This window comes from Microbacterium sp. cx-55 (assembly GCF_021117345.1).
GTDB lineage: Bacteria > Actinomycetota > Actinomycetes > Actinomycetales > Microbacteriaceae > Microbacterium.
The window spans coordinates 3153436-3169974 of sequence record NZ_CP088261.1 but is presented as its reverse complement, the minus strand read 5'-3'; the positions used below and the strand labels follow the sequence as shown (position 1 = coordinate 3169974).

The following is a 16539-nucleotide window of genomic DNA, read 5'->3' as shown; positions in this document are numbered from 1 at the left end:
CCGGACGCGCAGCGCAGGCACGCTCGACTCATGTCCTGGGTACCCGATCCGACCACGACGGCGAACTTCATCGCGGACGTCGCCGCTGCCCGCGGTTATGTCGCGGTCGCGCGTCACCACCTCGTGGCGGCGCGCACGCTGACCACCGGGCTCGCGGCGGCGACGAAGTGGGCGTCTCCGGCGATGGTCGCGTTCGAACACGACCTCGACGCGTGGTTACGCGACCTCGCGCTGCGGGAGGAGGCCATCGAGGCCTTCGATCAGCAGCTCGAGGCGGCGAATACCCGCCTCGTGCAGCGCGGTTGGCCGGGCTGATGGGCGATGCGATCACGATCTCGTCGGGCGGGGGCATCGCGGTCGACACGGCGGCCTTGGATGCGGCCGCCGCCGTGCTCGCGTCGGCCGCCGACGAGTTGCATAACGCGGCGACCCAGTTCGTGCTCTGCGAGCACCGGATCCCGGCGCTGTTCCTCGGGATCCCGACCAGTCCGGCGCTCGTGGCGTCACGGCTGTCGGAGACCGGTGGTCGCGCCGACGAGCTCGCCGGCGCACTCCGCGCCGCATCCGCGACCTACACCCTGGTCGAGCTGCGCGTCGCGTACGACGTGGCGATCGCTGCCGGGGATGAGGCCGGCGCCGTCGATGCGCAGCGCGCCATCGACACGTTCGAGGCGCAGCATCCGGATGCGGTCGCCACGGCCGACGCCGCGCTCGCCGACGCGCGAGCCGCCGGAGAAGGCCCTGTTCTCGACGCGTTCTGGGGCGGGTTGCCCCTGTGGGTCGTGGGCGTGCCGGTGGTCAGCCTGGTCGGGATGGCGCTCGCCCAGGTGCGCTCGAGCGGCCAGGGAACGGTCGCGGCGGGCACGAGGGTCGCTCCCGGCGGAACGGCGGCGAACCTCGTGCCCCTGCCGGTGTCGCAGAACGCGACGGCCCCACGGACGCTGGCCGATGCGGCGGCGCGGATCCCCGCATCCGGAGACGCCCGGGTGCGGATCGAGCAGTACGTGCGTGCGGGCGGCGGCCGCACCTTCGCGGTGTACGTCACCGGCACGCGCTCGATGAGCGGCGCCGACCCGTGGGACATGACCTCGAACGTGCAGTCCTTCACCGGGCATCGCTCCGACGCTCTCGCCACGGTCGAGGCCGCGCTCGTCGAGGCGGGGGCGGAACCCGGCGACGAGGTGCTCGGATGGGGGCACTCGCAGGGCGGCATGAGCGTCGGCCAACTCGCGCAGACGGGTGTGTACGACATGCAGGTGGTGGGCACGTTCGGCTCGCCGACCTCGGTCGATGTGGGCGCCGACACCCTCAGCGTGCAGGTGCGGCATACCGACGATCCGGTCGCGTCGCTCGCGGTCGGGCACCCCGATCGCGTCGGGGCGGAGCAGAGCTTCCTGGTCGAGCGCACGGTGGATGAGGCGGGCGGCCTGCACGATCTCACCCTTCCTGCGCACCACCTGGAGACGTACGTGCAGACGGCCGAGGCGGCGGATGCATCCGGTGATCCCCGGGTGATCGCCCTGCACGACCGGCTCAGCGAACTGGCGGACGCCGAACTCGTCGAGGTGCGGGAGTACGGCGCCGAACGCGACACCGACCGCGGATCGTTCTACCCGCAATCGAGCACCCGGAACCGGCCGTGAGCGTCAGTCCTCGCGACGCTTGGGGCGCAGGATGACGCCGAAGATCCAGTTCATGAGGCTGATCAGCAGCGCGGCGATCACACCCCACCAGAAGCTCTCGACGCGCAGGCCCCACGCCCAGAACTCGGTGATCCAGCTCGTCAGCCACAGCAGGAACCCGTTGACGACCAGCGAGAACAGACCGAGGGTCAGCACGTAGAGCGGGAAGGTGAGCACCTTCACGACCGTGCCGACGATGGTGTTCACGAGCGCGAAGATCGCAGCGATCACGAGCAGGGAGATCACGAGCTGCAGCGTCTCGCCGGGGGCGAAGGCGATGACGCTGACTCCGAGCGCGGGGATGAGGGTGACGACCCAGATCGAGAACGCGTTGACGACGACGCGGATGAGGAAGCCCATGCGGTCAGTGTGGCACGCCGCATCCGTCCCCCGCAGGCGCATTCAGCCGGCAACCGGGGCGCATGAGCGCGCGGGAATGGGTGCGCTCTTAGACTCGGGGTCGTGAGCGATCCGATTCCCGTCCGCGTCCGCCCCGAGATCGCCGCCCTGCCGGTTTACCGCCAGGGACGCCAGGCCGGCGCCGACGCCTTCAAGCTCTCGAGCAACGAGAACCCCTTCGATCCGCTGCCCGGCGTCATCGACGCGATGCATCAGGCCGTGTCGGTGAACCGGTATCCGGATGCGACGGCCACCCGCCTGCGCGAACGCCTCGCCGCCCGGTTCGGGGTGACGATCGATGAAGTGCACATCGCCGCGGGCAGTGTGTCGATCCTGTCGCAGCTCATGCTCTCGGTCGCCGGACCCGGCGACCAGATCGTGTACCCCTGGCGCTCGTTCGAGGCGTACCCGAACCTCGTGACCGTGACCGGCGCCGACCGCGTCGAGGTTCCCCTCACCTCCGACGGACGGCACGATCTGTCGGCGATGGCCGCGTCCGTCACCGACCGCACCCAGGCGGTGGTCGTCTGCAGCCCGAACAACCCGACCGGCCCGGTCGTGACGCAGAGCGAGTTCGACGCGTTCCTCGACGCGGTGCCGAGCGACGTGCTTGTGATCCTCGACGAGGCCTACGCCGAATTCGTCACGGCACCGGATGCGGTCGACGGACTCCGCGAGCTCGGTGTCGTGCGCCCGAACGTCGTCGCGCTCCGGACGTTCTCCAAGGCGTACGGCCTGGCGGGGCTCCGCATCGGCTACGCGGTCGGGCACCGCCGGGTGCTCGACGCCGCGCGCGCGACCGCGATCCCGCTGTCGGTGACGGCGCAGGCCGAGAACGCTGCCCTCGCCAGCCTCGACGCCGAGGACGAACTGCGCGAGCGTGTGCGGCAGATCGCCGTGCGCCGCGACCGGATCGCCGACGGGCTCCGGGAGGCGGGCTGGCAGGTGCCCGACGCGCAGGGCAACTTCGTGTGGCTGGCGACGGGAGTCGATTCGGCGGAGGCGGCGGAGGCGTTCGAAGCCGCCGGAATCATCGTGCGTGCCTTCCCCGGCGACGGCCTGCGGGTGTCGATCGGTGAGGAGGAGTCTGTGGAGACCGTCCTACGAATCGCCGCATCCGTTGTGCAGCACCTTCCAGAGGGCCACCCGGCACGGCGGATAGCGTAGACGCTGTGACTGCACCCGACACGGTGACCCACGACGCCTCGAACTCCGACGATCCGCACCTCGTGCGGGTCATCGCGGCCGACGGATCCTTCGCCCCCACCCCCGCCGCAGAGCCGTACCTCGAGGCGATCGCGGCCCTGAGCGACGCAGAACTCGAGACCTTCTACCGCGACATGGCGGTGATCCGGGCCTTCGACCGCCAGGCGACCAACCTGCAGCGGCAGGGGCAGCTCGCCCTGTGGCCGCCGAGCTACGGCCAAGAGGCCGCGCAGGTCGGCTCCGCTCGCGCCGCCCGCGCGCAGGACCACCTGTTCCCCTCGTATCGCGAGCACGTGGTCGCCACCATCCGCGGCGTCGATCCGATCGACATCATCCGGCTCATGAAGGGACTCACCCACGGCGGGTGGAACCCCTACGACCCGAAGAACGGCAACACGCACCTCTACACGCTCGTGCTCGGATCGCAGACGCTGCACGCGACCGGTTTCGCGATGGGCCTCTCCCTCGACGGCAAGAGCGGGTCCGGCGACCCGGAACGCGACGAGGCCGTCATCGTCTACTACGGCGACGGGGCATCCAGCCAGGGCGACGTGCACGAGGCGATGGTGTTCGCCGCCAGTTTCCAGACGCCCGAGGTGTTCTTCCTGCAGAACAACCAGTGGGCGATCTCGGTGCCGGTGCGCACCCAGTCGCGCGGGCCGCTGCACCTGCGGGCCGCCGGATACGGCATGCCCAGCATCCACGTCGACGGAAACGACGTGCTCGCCAGCTACGCCGTCGCACGCCGGGCGCTCGATGAGGCGCGGGCCGGCGGCGGGCCGCGCGCGATCGAGGCGGCGACCTACCGGATGGGCGCGCACACGACCAGCGATGACCCCACCAAGTACCGCACGTCCGAAGAAGAACAGTCCTGGGCGCTGCGCGACCCGATCGAGCGGATGCGGGCGTTCCTGCGCGGCCGCGGCGCGAGCGACGAGTTCTTCGCCGACGTGGATGCGGAGGGCGCAGCCGTCGCCGAGGACGCCCGGGCGCGCACCGTCGCCCTCGAGTCCATCCCGTCCGACGTCATCTTCGACCACGTCTACAGCGAGGAGCACCCGCTGATCGCGGAGCAGAAGCAGTGGCTGGCCGACTACGAAGCGTCGTTCGAGGAGGGCCGGGCATGACCGACATCTCCACCATGCCGCTGAGCAAGGCGATGAACGCCGGGCTCCGCGCCGCGCTCGCCGCCGACGACCACGTGCTGCTCATGGGCGAGGACATCGGCCCGCTCGGCGGCGTCTTCCGCGTGACCGAGGGCCTGCAGGCCGAGTTCGGCCCGCGTCGCGTGATCGACACTCCGCTGGCCGAGTCCGGCATCATCGGCACGGCGATCGGCCTGGCGATGGCCGGCTTCCGCCCGGTGTGCGAGATCCAGTTCGACGGGTTCGTCTTCCCCGGCTTCGACCAGATCACCACGCAGCTCGCGAAGCTCACCAACCGGCACGAGGGCGCGCTGCGCATGCCCGTCGTCATCCGCATCCCGTACGGCGGACACATCGGCGCGGTCGAGCACCACCAGGAAAGCCCGGAGGCGTACTTCACGCACACCGCGGGCCTTCGGGTCGTGAGCCCGTCGACCCCGAACGACGCCTACTGGATGATTCAGGATGCGATCGCGTCCGACGACCCGGTCGTCTTCCTCGAGCCGAAGAGCCGGTACTGGCCCAAGGGCGAGGTCGATCTGTCGGCCCGCGCCCTGCCGCTGCACGCGTCCCGCGTGGTGCGTCGCGGCACCGACGTGACGCTCGTCGGTCACGGCGCGATGGTGTCGACGATGCTGCAGGCCGCGGCGCTCGCCGAGTCCGAGGGCGTGTCGATCGAGGTCGTCGACCTCCGGTCGCTGTCGCCGGTGGATTACGGTCCGATCCTCGATTCCGTCCGCCGCACCGGCCGCATGGTCTACGCGCAGGAGGCGCCCGGGTTCACCTCGCTGGGTTCCGAGGTCGCCGCGACCGTCGCCGAGCGCGCGTTCTACTCCCTCGAAGCCCCGGTCCTCCGGGTATCGGGCTTCGACACCCCCTTCCCGCCCGCACGACTCGAGGGGCAGTACCTGCCCGATGCCGACCGCATCCTCGAAGCCGTCGACCGCGCCCTGACCTACTGATCCGCCAGCCCATGACCGCGAGACTGGATCTGGACGCCGAGACGGTGGGGTTACCCCCCTGTCTCGGCGCGAAGATCCCGTCTCGCGGTCGGGGCTTCCGGCGAAAGGAGCTCGCATGAGCGACCAGACCTTCCACCTGCCCGACGTCGGTGAAGGCCTCACCGAGGCCGAGATCGTCACCTGGCGCGTCGCCCCCGGCGATCAGGTGGCCGTGAACGACGTGCTCGTCGAGATCGAAACCGCCAAGTCGCTCGTCGAGCTGCCTTCGCCGTACGCGGGTGTCGTCGGCGACCTGCTCGTCGAGGAGGGCAAGACGGTCGACGTGGGCGCGCCGATCATCACGATCGCGGATGCTGCGGCCCCCGCGGCCGTCGTCCCCGCGCCCGCCGCGGCCCCCGCTGCAGACGAGGGCGGGTCGGTGCTCGTCGGCTACGGCTCGGCCGGCCAGGTGTCGTCGCGGCGGAGGAAGCCCGCGCAGCGGCCGGTTGCCGCATCCGTCGGCGTCGTGGCCAAGCCCCCGATCCGCAAGCTCGCCCGCGACCTCGGGGTCGAGCTCGCCTCGGTCACCCCCAGTGGCCCCGCCGGCGAAGTGACCCGCGACGATGTCGTGGCCCACGCCTCGCAGGCCAGCGTCTTCCGCAACATCGAGACGCCCGAGTGGCCCGATGAGCGGGAGTCCACCATTCCGGTTTCCGTCGCGACGGCCGCACCGGCAGCCCCGGCTCCGGCCCCGGCCGCCGTGGTCAACGACGCGCGCGAGGAGTCGATCCCGGTGCGCGGCGTTCGCAAGGCGACCGCATCCGGCATGGTGCGCAGCGCCTACACGGCCCCGCACGTCTCGGTGTGGCGCGACATCGACGCCAGCCGCACCATGGAGCTCGTCAAGCGCCTGAAGTCCTCGCCGGACTTCGCCGACGTGAAGGTGTCGCCGTTGCTGATCATGGCGCGCGCGGTGATCTGGGCCGTGCGTCGCACGCCGATGGTCAACGCCGCGTGGATCGACGGCGACGAGGGCGCGCAGATCCGCGTGCGCCACTACGTGAACCTCGGCATCGCCGCGGCCACCCCGCGGGGCCTTCTCGTGCCGAACATCAAGGACGCGCAGGACCTCAACATGCGCGACCTGGCCCGCTCGCTCGAGAAACTCACACTCACCGCGCGGGAGGGCAAGACGACGCCCGCCGATCAGTCCGGCGGCACCATCACGATCACGAACATCGGCGTGTTCGGGATGGATGCGGGCACCCCGATCATCAATCCGGGCGAGGTCGGCATCGTCGCGCTCGGCGCCATCCGGCAGAAGCCGTGGGTCGTCGACGGCGAGGTGCGCCCGCGCTGGGTGACGACCGTGTCGGGGTCGTTCGATCACCGCGTGGTCGACGGCGACGGCGTCTCCCGGTTCATCGCCGACATCGCCTCGGTGCTGGAGGAGCCCGCGCTGCTCGTGGAGTGATCCGGCGCGGCACTGCGCACGGATTTTGATAACCATTATCAGTAGTCCTATGATGGGCGCATGCCCAAAAGCCGTCTCCTCCTCGTCGCGCCCGCTCTGGCCGCCGTATCCGTCCTCGCCCTCGCCGGCTGCGCGGGGGGCGCATCCGCATCCCCCTCGTCGTCGGACGAGTTCACGATCGTGACGTCGACCAACGTCTACGGTCAGATCGCCCAGGAGATCGCGGGGGATGCGATCACCGTGACGCCGATCATCACGTCGAACTCGCAGGACCCGCACGAGTTCGAGGCGAGCCCGGCCGACCAGATCACGGTGCGCGCGGCGAACCTGATCATCGAGAACGGCGGCGGATACGACGCCTTCATGGACACGCTCATCTCCGGAAGCGGCTCGGAGGCGCCGGTCATCGTCGCGGCCGAGTACTCGCACGCGTGGCCCGAGGGTGAAGCCGGCGACACCGACACCGAGGCCCTCGAGGAGTCCCCGCACTCCGAAGAGGACCACGCCGAGGCTCAGGATGCCGACGGCCACAGCCACATCGAAGGCTTCAACGAGCACGTCTGGTACGACCAGGACACGATCAAGAACGTGACGGCGGCCATCGCGCAGGAGCTGTCTGCCCAGCTGCCCGACCAGGCCGATACATTCGAGGCGAACGCCGCGGCGTTCACCGAGAAGCTCGAGGCGCTGCAGTCGAGCCTCGCCGACATCAAGACCGCGCACGCCGGCGAAGGCGTGTTCGTGACCGAGCCGGTGCCCGGATACATGATCGAGGCCGCGGGGCTCGAGAACGTCACCCCGTCCGAGTTCAGCGAAGCCGTCGAAGAGGGCCAGGACGTGCCCCCCGCGACGCTGCTCACCGCGTTGAACCTGATCGGTTCGGGCGATGTGAAGCTGCTGATCGCCAACTCCCAGGCCGCCGGTGCCGAGACCACGCAGACCATTGATGCCGCCGGCACCGCGGGCGTGCCCGTGCTCGAGTTCTCCGAAACGCTCCCGGACGACCAGACTTACGTGCAATGGATGCAGCAGAACATCGAGGACATCGCGACAGCCCTCGGATCGTGACGCCGGGCGACAGCCCGCTCGTGATCACGTCCGCCGCGCTCCGACGCGGCGGACGTGACCTGTGGACCGGACTGAACCTCACGGTCGCGCCGGGCGAGGTGGTCGCCGTGCTCGGTCCGAGTGGCGCGGGCAAGACGACGCTCCTGCGCGCCATCCTCGGCCTCGACCGGTTGAGCAGCGGCAGCATCGAGGCGCTCGGCGCCCCGGTCGTGCGCGCGGGCAACCGGCGCATCGGCTACATCCCGCAGCAGCGCCCGTTGCCCCGCGACACCTCGATGCGCGGGCGCGACCTCGTCTCCCTCGGCGTGAACGGGCACCGCTTCGGCCCGCCCCTGCCCCGGCGCCGCGACCGCGAACGGATCGCGAGCCTCATCGCCGCCGTCGGCGCGGACGAGTTCGCCGACCGCCCGGTGGGTCTTCTCTCCGGCGGCGAGCAGCAGCGACTGCGCGTCGGGCAGGCGCTCGCCGACGATCCGCGGCTGCTGCTCTGCGACGAACCGCTCACGAGCCTCGACCTCGCCAACCAGCAGGCCGTGGTGGGTCTCATCGATCGGCACCGGCGCGACACCGGAGCCGGAGTGCTGCTGGTCACCCACGACGTGAACCCCGTGCTCTCGGCGGTCGACCGCATCCTCTACATCGCGAACGGCGCGTTCACCCTCGGCACCCCCGAGGAGGTCCTCGATTCGCGCGTGCTCAGCGAGCTGTACCGCGCGCCCGTGCAGGTGCTGCGGGCGGGCGGGCGTCTCGTCGTGGTCGGTGCTCCGGATGCGGACGACTCCCACCACCATCACGATGAGGTGCGCGGATGAACCTCGACGACATCGGCGACGCACTCTTCGGCGGGGCCTCGCAGTACGGCGCGATCCTCGAACTCGTGCAGAACTCGGTCTGGGCGGGCGCGGTGCTCGGCATCGTCGGCGGCCTGATCGGCGTCTTCGTGCTGCAGCGCGACATGGCGTTCGCGGTGCACGGCATCAGCGAACTCTCGTTCGCCGGCGCGGCCGGGGCGCTCCTGCTCGGGTTCGACGTCGTGACCGGCTCGATCGTGGGCTCGATGATCGCGGCCGGGCTGATCGGATGGCTCGGCGCCCGGGCCCGGGACCGCAACTCGATCATCGGGGTGCTGATGCCGTTCGGGTTGGGGCTCGGCATCCTGTTCCTGTCGCTCTACAACGGACGAAGCGCGAACCGCTTCAGCCTGCTCACGGGGCAGATCGTCTCGGTGCAGTCCGGCCAGCTGGGCGTGCTCGTCGGCATCAGCATCGTGGTCCTGATCGGCCTGCTGCTCATCTGGCGCCCGCTGACGTTCGATTCGCTCGACCCGCAGTCTGCGGCCGCGCGCGGTGTGCCGACGGGGTGGGTCTCGTTCGCGTTCATGCTGCTGCTCGGACTCATCGTCGCCGTCGCGGTGCACATCATCGGTGCGCTCCTCGTGCTGGCCCTGCTCGTGACGCCGGCTGCGGCGGCCATGCGCATCTCCACCGGGCCGCTCGCCGTGCCGTTGCTCGCCGCGCTGTTCGGTGTGGTCTCGGCGGTGGGGGGCATCCTGCTCGCGATCGCCGGCACCCTCCCGGTCAGCCCGTACATCACCACGATCTCGTTCGTCATCTACCTGGTGTGCCGCATCGTCGGCTCGCGCCGGGATCGCGTGACCCGCGCCGCGTGACTCGGGGCGGGCGACTCGGGGCGGACGAGACGCGGGCCGCGTGACCCGGGGCCCGTGCCTCACGCGGGGAGTGCCGCGCACGTCCGAACCGCGCCGGCCGCGCCGTGCACGCGGCACATCGACTCTGCCCGGCCCGCTGCCAGGCGTCGCCGGTAGACTTCCGGCCATGGCTCAGCGCAACACCTGGCAGCGCGAGCGCGTCCGCGAGGCCCTTTCCGACGCGAGTGGCTTCGTCAGCGCGCAGTCGCTGCACGCGCGCTTGCGCGACGAGAACACCGGGATCGGTCTCGCGACGGTGTACCGCGCGCTCGCCGGTCTCGCCGCCGATGGCAACGCCGACTCGTTGCAGAGCCCGGAGGGCGAGAACCTCTACCGCGCCTGCGTGACCAGCGGCCACCACCACCACCTGATCTGCCGCTCCTGCGGTCTCACGGTCGAGATCGAGGCCACCGAGGTCGAGGCGTGGGCGAAGCGCACGGCCGCCGCGAACGGGTTCACCGAGGCCGAGCACATCGTCGACATCTTCGGCCTCTGCGCCGCATGCACGACCGCGCGGGCGAAAGAGCGTGACGCGGGTTAGTCCCGAGCGCGAGCGGGCCACCGCTCCCGCGCGCGTCCGCTCGCGCGGCGATCGTACGCTCGTCGCTCTCGCGCTCGGCGTCGGGCTGATCGTCGTCATCGTGCTGCTCGACCTGTTCGCGCCGAGCGTGCTTCCGGGCGACGTGCCCACCCGCCTGCAGGACGGCCTGACGCTCGCGCTCAGTGTGCTCATCGAGTCGCTGCCGTTCGTCGCCCTGGGCGTCGTGCTCTCGATCCTCGTGCAGGTGTGGGTGCCGGCCGGGTGGCTCGAGAGATGGATGCCGCGACGGGCATGGGCCCGGCGGGCGGTGCTGTCGCTGCTCGGGATGGTCATCCCGGTGTGCGAATGCGGCAACGTGCCGTTCGCCCGGGGTCTGCTCATGCGCGGGTTCACGGTGCCGGAGACCCTGACCTTCCTGATCGCCGCGCCGATCGTGAACCCGATCGTCATCATCACGACCCACCAGGCCTTCGGATTCAGCGACGGCATCCTGATCGCACGGCTTCTGGGCGGTTACGTCGTGGCCAACCTGATCGGCTGGTTGTACAGCCGGCATCCGTCTCCCGATGCGCTGCTGACCGACCGGTTCCGGGATGCGTGCGCGATCGCCGCCGACGAACCCGGCGGGCGCGGGCGCCGCAGCCTGGCCCAGTTCATCGTCGAGTTCCGCGCGGTCATGCCCGCGCTCGTGATCGGTTCTGCGCTCGCGGGTGCTGTGCAGGTGCTCGTGCCGCGCGACGCGCTGCTCGCGATCGGATCGAACCCGGTGCTCTCGATCGTCGCGATGATGTGCCTCGCGATCGTGGTCGCCATCTGCTCGAACGTGGATGCGTTCTTCGCGCTGTCGTTCGCGTCAACGTTCACGCCGGGCTCGATCGTCGCCTTCCTCGTGACCGGTCCGCTGGTCGATGTGAAGATGATCGCGCTGCTGCGCACGACGTTCAGCACCCGCGCGATCGCGGGGATCGTCGTCGTGGTGCTGCTGTTCTCCTTCGCCCTCGGAGCGGCGGTGAACCTCCTTGCGTGATGCCCGCTGGATCGGTTCGCGGTGGCTCGGGGTGGGCCTTGCCGCCTGCCTCGCCGTGATCACCCTCGTGCTCGCCCTGACCGACCGGATCGCGCTCTACATCAACCCCGAATCGGCCTGGTTCGCGGTCGTCATGGCGGTCGTCGTGCTGGTCGGCACGGTGCTCAGCTTCGTCGTGCCGCTCGGTGCCGAAGCCGATCACGGCCACGATCACGGCGCGGATGCGGCCGCCCACGGTGCGGGCGACGGCGCGGGCGATGCGCACGACCACGGCGCCGCGCCGCACCTCCGCCCCCCGGCACCGGAAGCGATCCTCCACCGGCGCCGCCCTGCGCCGGTGCGCATCGGCCGGATCGCGACCGTCTCGGGCGGGGTGCTCGCCTCCGGCATCGTGCTCGGCATGCTCGTGCTTCCGCCCGCGTCGCTCTCGGCCGAGCTCGCCGCATCCCGCGACGTCGGCGCGCCGCCGCTCTTCGCCGGCGACGACACCGTGACCCTCGCTGCGACCGGCGACACCACCTCCTTCGGTGTCGGCGACTGGGCGAGCGTGTTCGCAACGGCGACGAACCCGGATGCGTTCGACGGCGACGCCGTGACCCTCACCGGGTTCGTCAGCGGAGACGCGGACGGCGGCTTCGACCTGTCGCGGCTCGTGATCACGCACTGCGTGATCGACGCGCAGCCCGCGAGCCTCACGGTCACGAGCGCCCAGAGTGTGCCCGCGACCGGCCAGTGGGTGGAGATCACCGGCACGGTGCGGAGTTCGAGCACGGGTGAGCTCGCGATCGTCGCGGCCGAGGTGACGCCGATCGATGAGCCGCAGGACCCGTATGAGTACTGACGGTCCACCCTCGAGGCGCTCCCGCGATGGCGGCGCCCCGACCGGGGTCTCCCGCCGCGAGCACGCCCGCCGGCGTCGCGCACGCGCGTACCTGCTCTCGTTCCTCGCGGTGCTCGGCGTGCTGGTGATCGTCGGCGGCGTCGCCGGACTCGTCGGAGCCGCGCAGGGGCCGCGGGTCACCGGCGTTCAGTTCGATCCGGATGCGGCGGTGTCCGCATCCGGATCCCGCATGATCCTCACGACGTCTCAGTCGCTCGCCGAGATCGACCCGTCGCAGGTCGAGGTGACGCCCGCCGCCGACGTGACGGTGCAGACATCGGGGCGGAGCATCGGCATCCGGTTCACGCTGCCGTTGCGCGACGACACCGACTACACAGTGACGGTCGACGGGGTCACGGCGGTCGGTGGCGAGACGACGGCGACGCTCGAGCAGAGCTTCCGCACGCCGCCGCTCGCGGTGTACCTGCTGCAGCGCGGCGACACCGAAGACACCGTGTTCCGCACCGGGCTCGACGGCGCCACGGCCGTGCCGATGTATACGCACGCGCACATCGAGGACTTCCGCGCGACCGGCCAGCACCTCGTCATGTCGGTGAAAGACGATTCGGGGGCGCCGCAGCTCGTCGTGACCGACACCGATGGCGCCAACGCGCGGACGCTTCCGCTTCCGGGGCCGGGCACCGTGCAGGACCTGCAGACGGCCGACCGCGGCGAGTCGATCGGCTACACGTACACGCCGCCCGACATGTCGGTCGCGGGTGCGCAGGCGAGCGTCCTCTACACGGCGTCTCTGAAGGACGCGGATGCGGACGCCCCGCCCACGCGCATCGAGGTCGCGGGTCAGCCGGTGAGCGTCGCGCAGTGGAGCTTCGTTCCCGACACCGACAGCCTGCTGCTGCTCAGCTTCGAGGGGCGGCTTCTGCTGACCGCGACCGCGGGCGAGGGGCCCGTGGACCTCGGGGCCGCCGCGCAGATCGAGGGCATCGCGCGAGGGTCGGCGACGGCCGTGATCCTGCGTGCGGACGGGCTGTTCGAGGTGAACCTGCAGGACGGCAGCGATGTGCCGCTCGTCGACGCGACCGGCACCACCGGGTACCTCGGCGGCATCGTGCCCGTCGCGTCGGGGGCGACGCTGCGCCAGTACACGGCGGCAGGCGCCGACGCCGCCGGCAGCGGCAGCACGCTCTACCGGGTGGGCGCCGACGGCACGTCGACGCCGGTGTTCACCGTGCAGGGCACGTCGTCGCTGCTGCAGACCTGCATCTCCCCGTCGGGACGGTACGCCGCCGTGCTCGTGCAACCCGATGCGGTGTCGAACCCGTACGACACGTCGTACGACCTGCCGTTGCCGCGTCGGGTGGAGACGCACATCCTCGACCTCGACGCGGACGGGACGGCGACCGAGGTCTCGAGCCTCGATGCCTTCGACATCTCGTGGTGCCGGGTGCCGTTGCGATGACGCGTCGCGTGCCGGCCACCCGCGAGGCCCTCGCCGCCGTGCCGCTCGAGGTCGCCCCGCGCCTCCTCGATGCGCTGCTGCAGACCGAGGTCGCGGGCGAGCGGGTGGTCCTGCGCATCACCGAGGTCGAGGCGTACCACGGCCGCGGCACGGGTGACGTGCCCGACCCGGGGTCGCACGCGCGGATGGGGCCGACCGCCCGCAACGCCACGATGTGGGGCGAGCCCGGGCATCTGTACGTATACCTGAGCCACGGAATCCACTCGTGCGTCAACGTCGTCTGCGCTCCCCCGGGGATGGCCGGGGGAGTGCTGCTGCGCGCGGCGGAGGTCATCGAAGGGGCGGATGCGGCGCTCCGGCGCCGCACGGTGCGGGGCGTCGTGCGCGAGCCGCGCGACCTGGCGCGCGGGCCCGGGCGGCTCGGCGACGCGTCGGGCCTGCGGCATCCGGTGCACGACGGGATGGATGCGGTCACCGGAGCGCCCCTGGCCGGCGCCCGCGCCACGCTGCTGCTGCGCGCCGATCCGCTGCCGGCGATCGCCAGCGGACCCCGTGTCGGAGTGGCGGGAGTCGCCGGCACCGACGCGTTCCCCTGGCGGTTCTGGATCCCCGGCGACGACACGGTCTCGCCCTTCCGGTGGGGCAGAGGCGCTGCTGCCGCATCCGGGACTCTCGTCAAGCCGACGCGCCGCGGGATGCTAAGCTGATCTCTTGTCTGCCCGCACTCCAGCGAGCAGTACGCACCCTCCCTCACATCGCCGATCCGAAACGATCGGGTGCGAGTGGGGTGCAGACAAGGGATCTTGGGTGGGGCCGTCCGGCCTCACGGTACAGAAGGAGACATCACCATGGCAGCAGTGTGCCAGGTGACAGGAGCAGTTCCCGGCTTCGGTCACAACATCTCGCACTCGCACCGTCGGACGAAGCGCCGCTTCGACCCGAACGTGCAGAAGAAGACCTACTTCGTTCCGTCGCTGGGTCGCAACATCAAGCTCAACGTTTCGGCGAAGGGCATCAAGGTCATTGACGCACGTGGCATCGAGTCCGTCGTGAAGGACATCCTCGCGAAGGGCGTGAAGCTCTAATGGCCAAGAAGGCTCAGGACGTTCGTCCGATCATCAAGCTGCGTTCGACCGCAGGCACGGGGTACACCTACGTGACGCGCAAGAACCGCCGCAACAACCCCGACCGCATCGTGCTGAAGAAGTACGACCCGGTGGTCCGCAAGCACGTCGAATTCCGAGAGGAGCGCTGATCCCATGGCTAAGAAGAGCAAGATCGCGCGCAACGAGCAGCGCAAGGTGGTCGTCGACCGCAACGCTGCCAAGCGCGCCGAGCTGAAGAAGGCGCTCGTCGCCCCGACCTCGACCGACGAAGAGCGCGAAGCCGCTCGCCTCGGCCTGCAGAAGCTGCCGCGCAACGCGTCGCCGGTGCGTGTGCGTTCGCGCGACGTCATCGACGGCCGCCCCCGCGGTGTGCTGACGAAGTTCGGCATCTCCCGTGTGCGCTTCCGCGACATGGCCCACCGTGGCGAGCTGCCCGGTGTGACCAAGTCCAGCTGGTAAGCACCCGCAGCAGAAAGCCCCGGAGTTCTACGGAACTCCGGGGCTTTCGCGTTGGCGGATGCGGGGGTGGGCTGCGGGCCGCGGGCCGCGGGCTGGGGTTCGGGGTGCGAGGTCGGGCTGGGGTCTGGTGCTGGCGGTGGAGTCAGCATCCGGTCGCGATCGCTCCCATCCGCGGCCCGTGGCGAGGTGATCTGCCGAAGCGAGGGCGGATGCGGGTGATTCGGTCCTCGCTAGGGCAGATCTCCTCGCTTCGGCGGGGCGTTCGGGTAATTCGCCTCGCTCTGGTCGAGTGTTCCGACAGATGCCCGGGGTTGTTTCAGGACTGAGGTGGTCCGGGCGAGGCTGCATCCGGGCGTGATCGCTCCCATCCGCGGCCCGAAGCGAGGTGATCTGCCGAAGCGAGGGCGGATGCGGGTGTTTCGGTCCTCGCTAGGGCAAATCTCCTCGCTTCCGCCGGGCGTTCGCGCCAGCCACCTCGCTTCGGGTGGGCTATCGGGCACATCTCCTTGCAACGCGCGGGCGATCGGGCAGCTCTCCCTCAGGCGCACGGCGGGCGGTGCGGGGGCAGGTCTCCGGGCGTCAGCGGCGGGCGAGGTGCAGGCCCTGTCCGATCGCGCGAAGGATGAGGTCGAGCACGGTCGCCCAGCCCTCCATCACCTGGGCGTAGGTGACCCGGATGACGTGGTAGCCGAGCAGCATCAACTGCGCATCGTGCGCGATGTCAGCGGCTCGCTGCGCGCCGACGTGGTGTCCGCCGTCGATCTGCAGGATGAGGCGCTCGCCGATGAGGAAATCCACGCGATGGCCGGCGATCCACACCTGCGAGACGATCGGCATCCGAAGAAAGCGCAGCCGTACGTAGACGATCGTCTCGAGCCCCGAATCGCGGTAGGCGCTGGCGCTTTCGAGAACCTCGCGTGCCTTGAGGCCCAGATCGTAGCCCGACATCGCGTGCGGGTCAGCGATGCCCTGGCGGAAGGCGGAGTCCCAGATAGCGAGCGCCCGCTCGAACGGCTGGCAGACGGCGACGAGACTCAGCGTGTTCTCGATCGAGTCCTCGAGGGAATCCGGATGGCGCGGCACCAGCGGCGCATGCCGGTGCACGACGGCGGCGCGGGTCGTCACCATTCCCGCGTGCGGAGGCGCGGCGACGTGCGGACGCTCGTCTTCGAGCACCCACAGACGCAGCCGCTGCGCCCGCGTTATGCACGACAGAATCACCCTCTCCCGGGCGGCGCTGATGAGAAACGGGTCGGCGTCGGGGATCGCCACCCAGCGGCGCCGGATGCGGATCAGTGCACCGGCGCCGACGGCCTCAGCGAGCGCGTGCTTCGACACCCCGGCGCGCATCAGGGTCGCACTGCGCGCAACTCCGCCGGCGGCCATCACGGCGTCGACGGCACGGAAGGCGGTAGCTCTCATGCCGCGAGCCTGGCGGCCGCAGGGTCGCGACCGCATCCGATTCTTCCCATCCGTGGACGAT

At 70.6% G+C, this 16539-nt stretch carries 19 protein-coding genes; 17 read left to right on the top strand and 2 right to left on the bottom strand.

Translation table 11 applies throughout. From position 1 onward, the window contains the following. The first annotated feature begins 30 nt into the window (after positions 1–30). On the top strand, positions 31–315 hold the full coding sequence (locus tag LQ938_RS14895; RefSeq protein ID WP_223723293.1) for a hypothetical protein: 285 nt from the start codon (positions 31–33) through the stop codon (positions 313–315). Beyond that, positions 315–1643 (top strand): hypothetical protein, encoded by a 1329-nt coding sequence (locus LQ938_RS14890; RefSeq protein WP_223723292.1) that lies wholly within the window; start codon positions 315–317, stop codon positions 1641–1643. Before LQ938_RS14895 ends, LQ938_RS14890 begins: the two co-directional genes overlap by 1 nt. Before the next feature lie 3 nt (positions 1644–1646). On the opposite strand, the gene LQ938_RS14885 is transcribed toward LQ938_RS14890, so the two are convergent. Beyond that, a complete protein-coding gene (locus LQ938_RS14885; protein WP_223723291.1) occupies positions 1647–2042 on the bottom strand; it encodes a phage holin family protein in 396 nt (131 codons plus the stop codon). A 102-nt stretch (positions 2043–2144) separates the two neighbouring features. Here LQ938_RS14885 and LQ938_RS14880 point away from each other — a divergent pair, with 102 nt between their 5' ends. From LQ938_RS14880 to rpsN, 15 genes are all read left to right on the top strand, one after another. Further along, on the top strand, positions 2145–3248 hold the full coding sequence (locus LQ938_RS14880) for a histidinol-phosphate transaminase (RefSeq protein WP_223723290.1): 1104 nt from the start codon (positions 2145–2147) through the stop codon (positions 3246–3248). A 5-nt stretch (positions 3249–3253) separates the two neighbouring features. Next, complete coding sequence (locus tag LQ938_RS14875) at positions 3254–4414, top strand: thiamine pyrophosphate-dependent dehydrogenase E1 component subunit alpha (protein ID WP_223723289.1); 1161 nt, start codon at positions 3254–3256, stop codon at positions 4412–4414. Beyond that, positions 4411–5394 (top strand): alpha-ketoacid dehydrogenase subunit beta, encoded by a 984-nt coding sequence (locus tag LQ938_RS14870; protein ID WP_223723288.1) that lies wholly within the window; start codon positions 4411–4413, stop codon positions 5392–5394. The genes LQ938_RS14875 and LQ938_RS14870 overlap by 4 nt, the downstream gene beginning before the upstream one ends. Before the next feature lie 115 nt (positions 5395–5509). After that, complete coding sequence (locus LQ938_RS14865) at positions 5510–6847, top strand: dihydrolipoamide acetyltransferase family protein (RefSeq protein ID WP_223723287.1); 1338 nt, start codon at positions 5510–5512, stop codon at positions 6845–6847. 60 nt (positions 6848–6907) lie between these two features. Further along, on the top strand, positions 6908–7915 hold the full coding sequence (locus LQ938_RS14860) for a metal ABC transporter solute-binding protein, Zn/Mn family (RefSeq protein WP_223723286.1): 1008 nt from the start codon (positions 6908–6910) through the stop codon (positions 7913–7915). Continuing rightward, on the top strand, positions 7912–8727 hold the full coding sequence (locus LQ938_RS14855) for a metal ABC transporter ATP-binding protein (RefSeq protein ID WP_223723285.1): 816 nt from the start codon (positions 7912–7914) through the stop codon (positions 8725–8727). The genes LQ938_RS14860 and LQ938_RS14855 overlap by 4 nt, the downstream gene beginning before the upstream one ends. Continuing rightward, positions 8724–9584, top strand: a complete 861-nt coding sequence (locus LQ938_RS14850; RefSeq protein ID WP_223723284.1) for a metal ABC transporter permease — start codon at positions 8724–8726, stop codon at positions 9582–9584. The genes LQ938_RS14855 and LQ938_RS14850 overlap by 4 nt, the downstream gene beginning before the upstream one ends. Before the next feature lie 166 nt (positions 9585–9750). Next, the gene (locus LQ938_RS14845) at positions 9751–10164 is read left to right on the top strand and encodes a Fur family transcriptional regulator (protein WP_223723283.1); all 414 of its coding nucleotides are present in this window, start codon (positions 9751–9753) and stop codon (positions 10162–10164) included. Then, positions 10151–11191: a permease gene (locus LQ938_RS14840; RefSeq protein ID WP_374197490.1), complete on the top strand. Its 1041-nt coding sequence runs from the start codon at positions 10151–10153 to the stop codon at positions 11189–11191. The genes LQ938_RS14845 and LQ938_RS14840 overlap by 14 nt, the downstream gene beginning before the upstream one ends. After that, positions 11184–12032: a TIGR03943 family putative permease subunit gene (locus LQ938_RS14835; RefSeq protein ID WP_223723282.1), complete on the top strand. Its 849-nt coding sequence runs from the start codon at positions 11184–11186 to the stop codon at positions 12030–12032. The genes LQ938_RS14840 and LQ938_RS14835 overlap by 8 nt, the downstream gene beginning before the upstream one ends. Continuing rightward, positions 12022–13491 carry a hypothetical protein gene (locus LQ938_RS14830; RefSeq protein WP_223723281.1) on the top strand — a complete coding sequence of 490 codons (1470 nt, stop codon included), beginning with the start codon at positions 12022–12024 and terminating at the stop codon, positions 13489–13491. The genes LQ938_RS14835 and LQ938_RS14830 overlap by 11 nt, the downstream gene beginning before the upstream one ends. Next, positions 13488–14198: a DNA-3-methyladenine glycosylase gene (locus LQ938_RS14825; RefSeq protein WP_223723330.1), complete on the top strand. Its 711-nt coding sequence runs from the start codon at positions 13488–13490 to the stop codon at positions 14196–14198. The genes LQ938_RS14830 and LQ938_RS14825 overlap by 4 nt, the downstream gene beginning before the upstream one ends. 141 nt (positions 14199–14339) lie before the next feature. Next, positions 14340–14576, top strand: coding sequence for a 50S ribosomal protein L28 (gene rpmB, locus LQ938_RS14820; RefSeq protein WP_223723280.1), 237 nt, complete (start codon positions 14340–14342; stop codon positions 14574–14576). Next, positions 14576–14746: a 50S ribosomal protein L33 gene (gene rpmG, locus LQ938_RS14815; RefSeq protein ID WP_029145259.1), complete on the top strand. Its 171-nt coding sequence runs from the start codon at positions 14576–14578 to the stop codon at positions 14744–14746. Before rpmB ends, rpmG begins: the two co-directional genes overlap by 1 nt. 4 nt (positions 14747–14750) lie before the next feature. Then, complete coding sequence (gene rpsN, locus LQ938_RS14810) at positions 14751–15056, top strand: 30S ribosomal protein S14 (RefSeq protein WP_223723279.1); 306 nt, start codon at positions 14751–14753, stop codon at positions 15054–15056. Between the two features lie 579 nt (positions 15057–15635). On the opposite strand, the gene LQ938_RS14805 is transcribed toward rpsN, so the two are convergent. Then, entirely contained in the window at positions 15636–16478 is an 843-nt protein-coding gene (locus LQ938_RS14805; RefSeq protein WP_223723278.1) for an endonuclease domain-containing protein, read from the bottom strand. Positions 16479–16539: the final 61 nt, after the last annotated feature.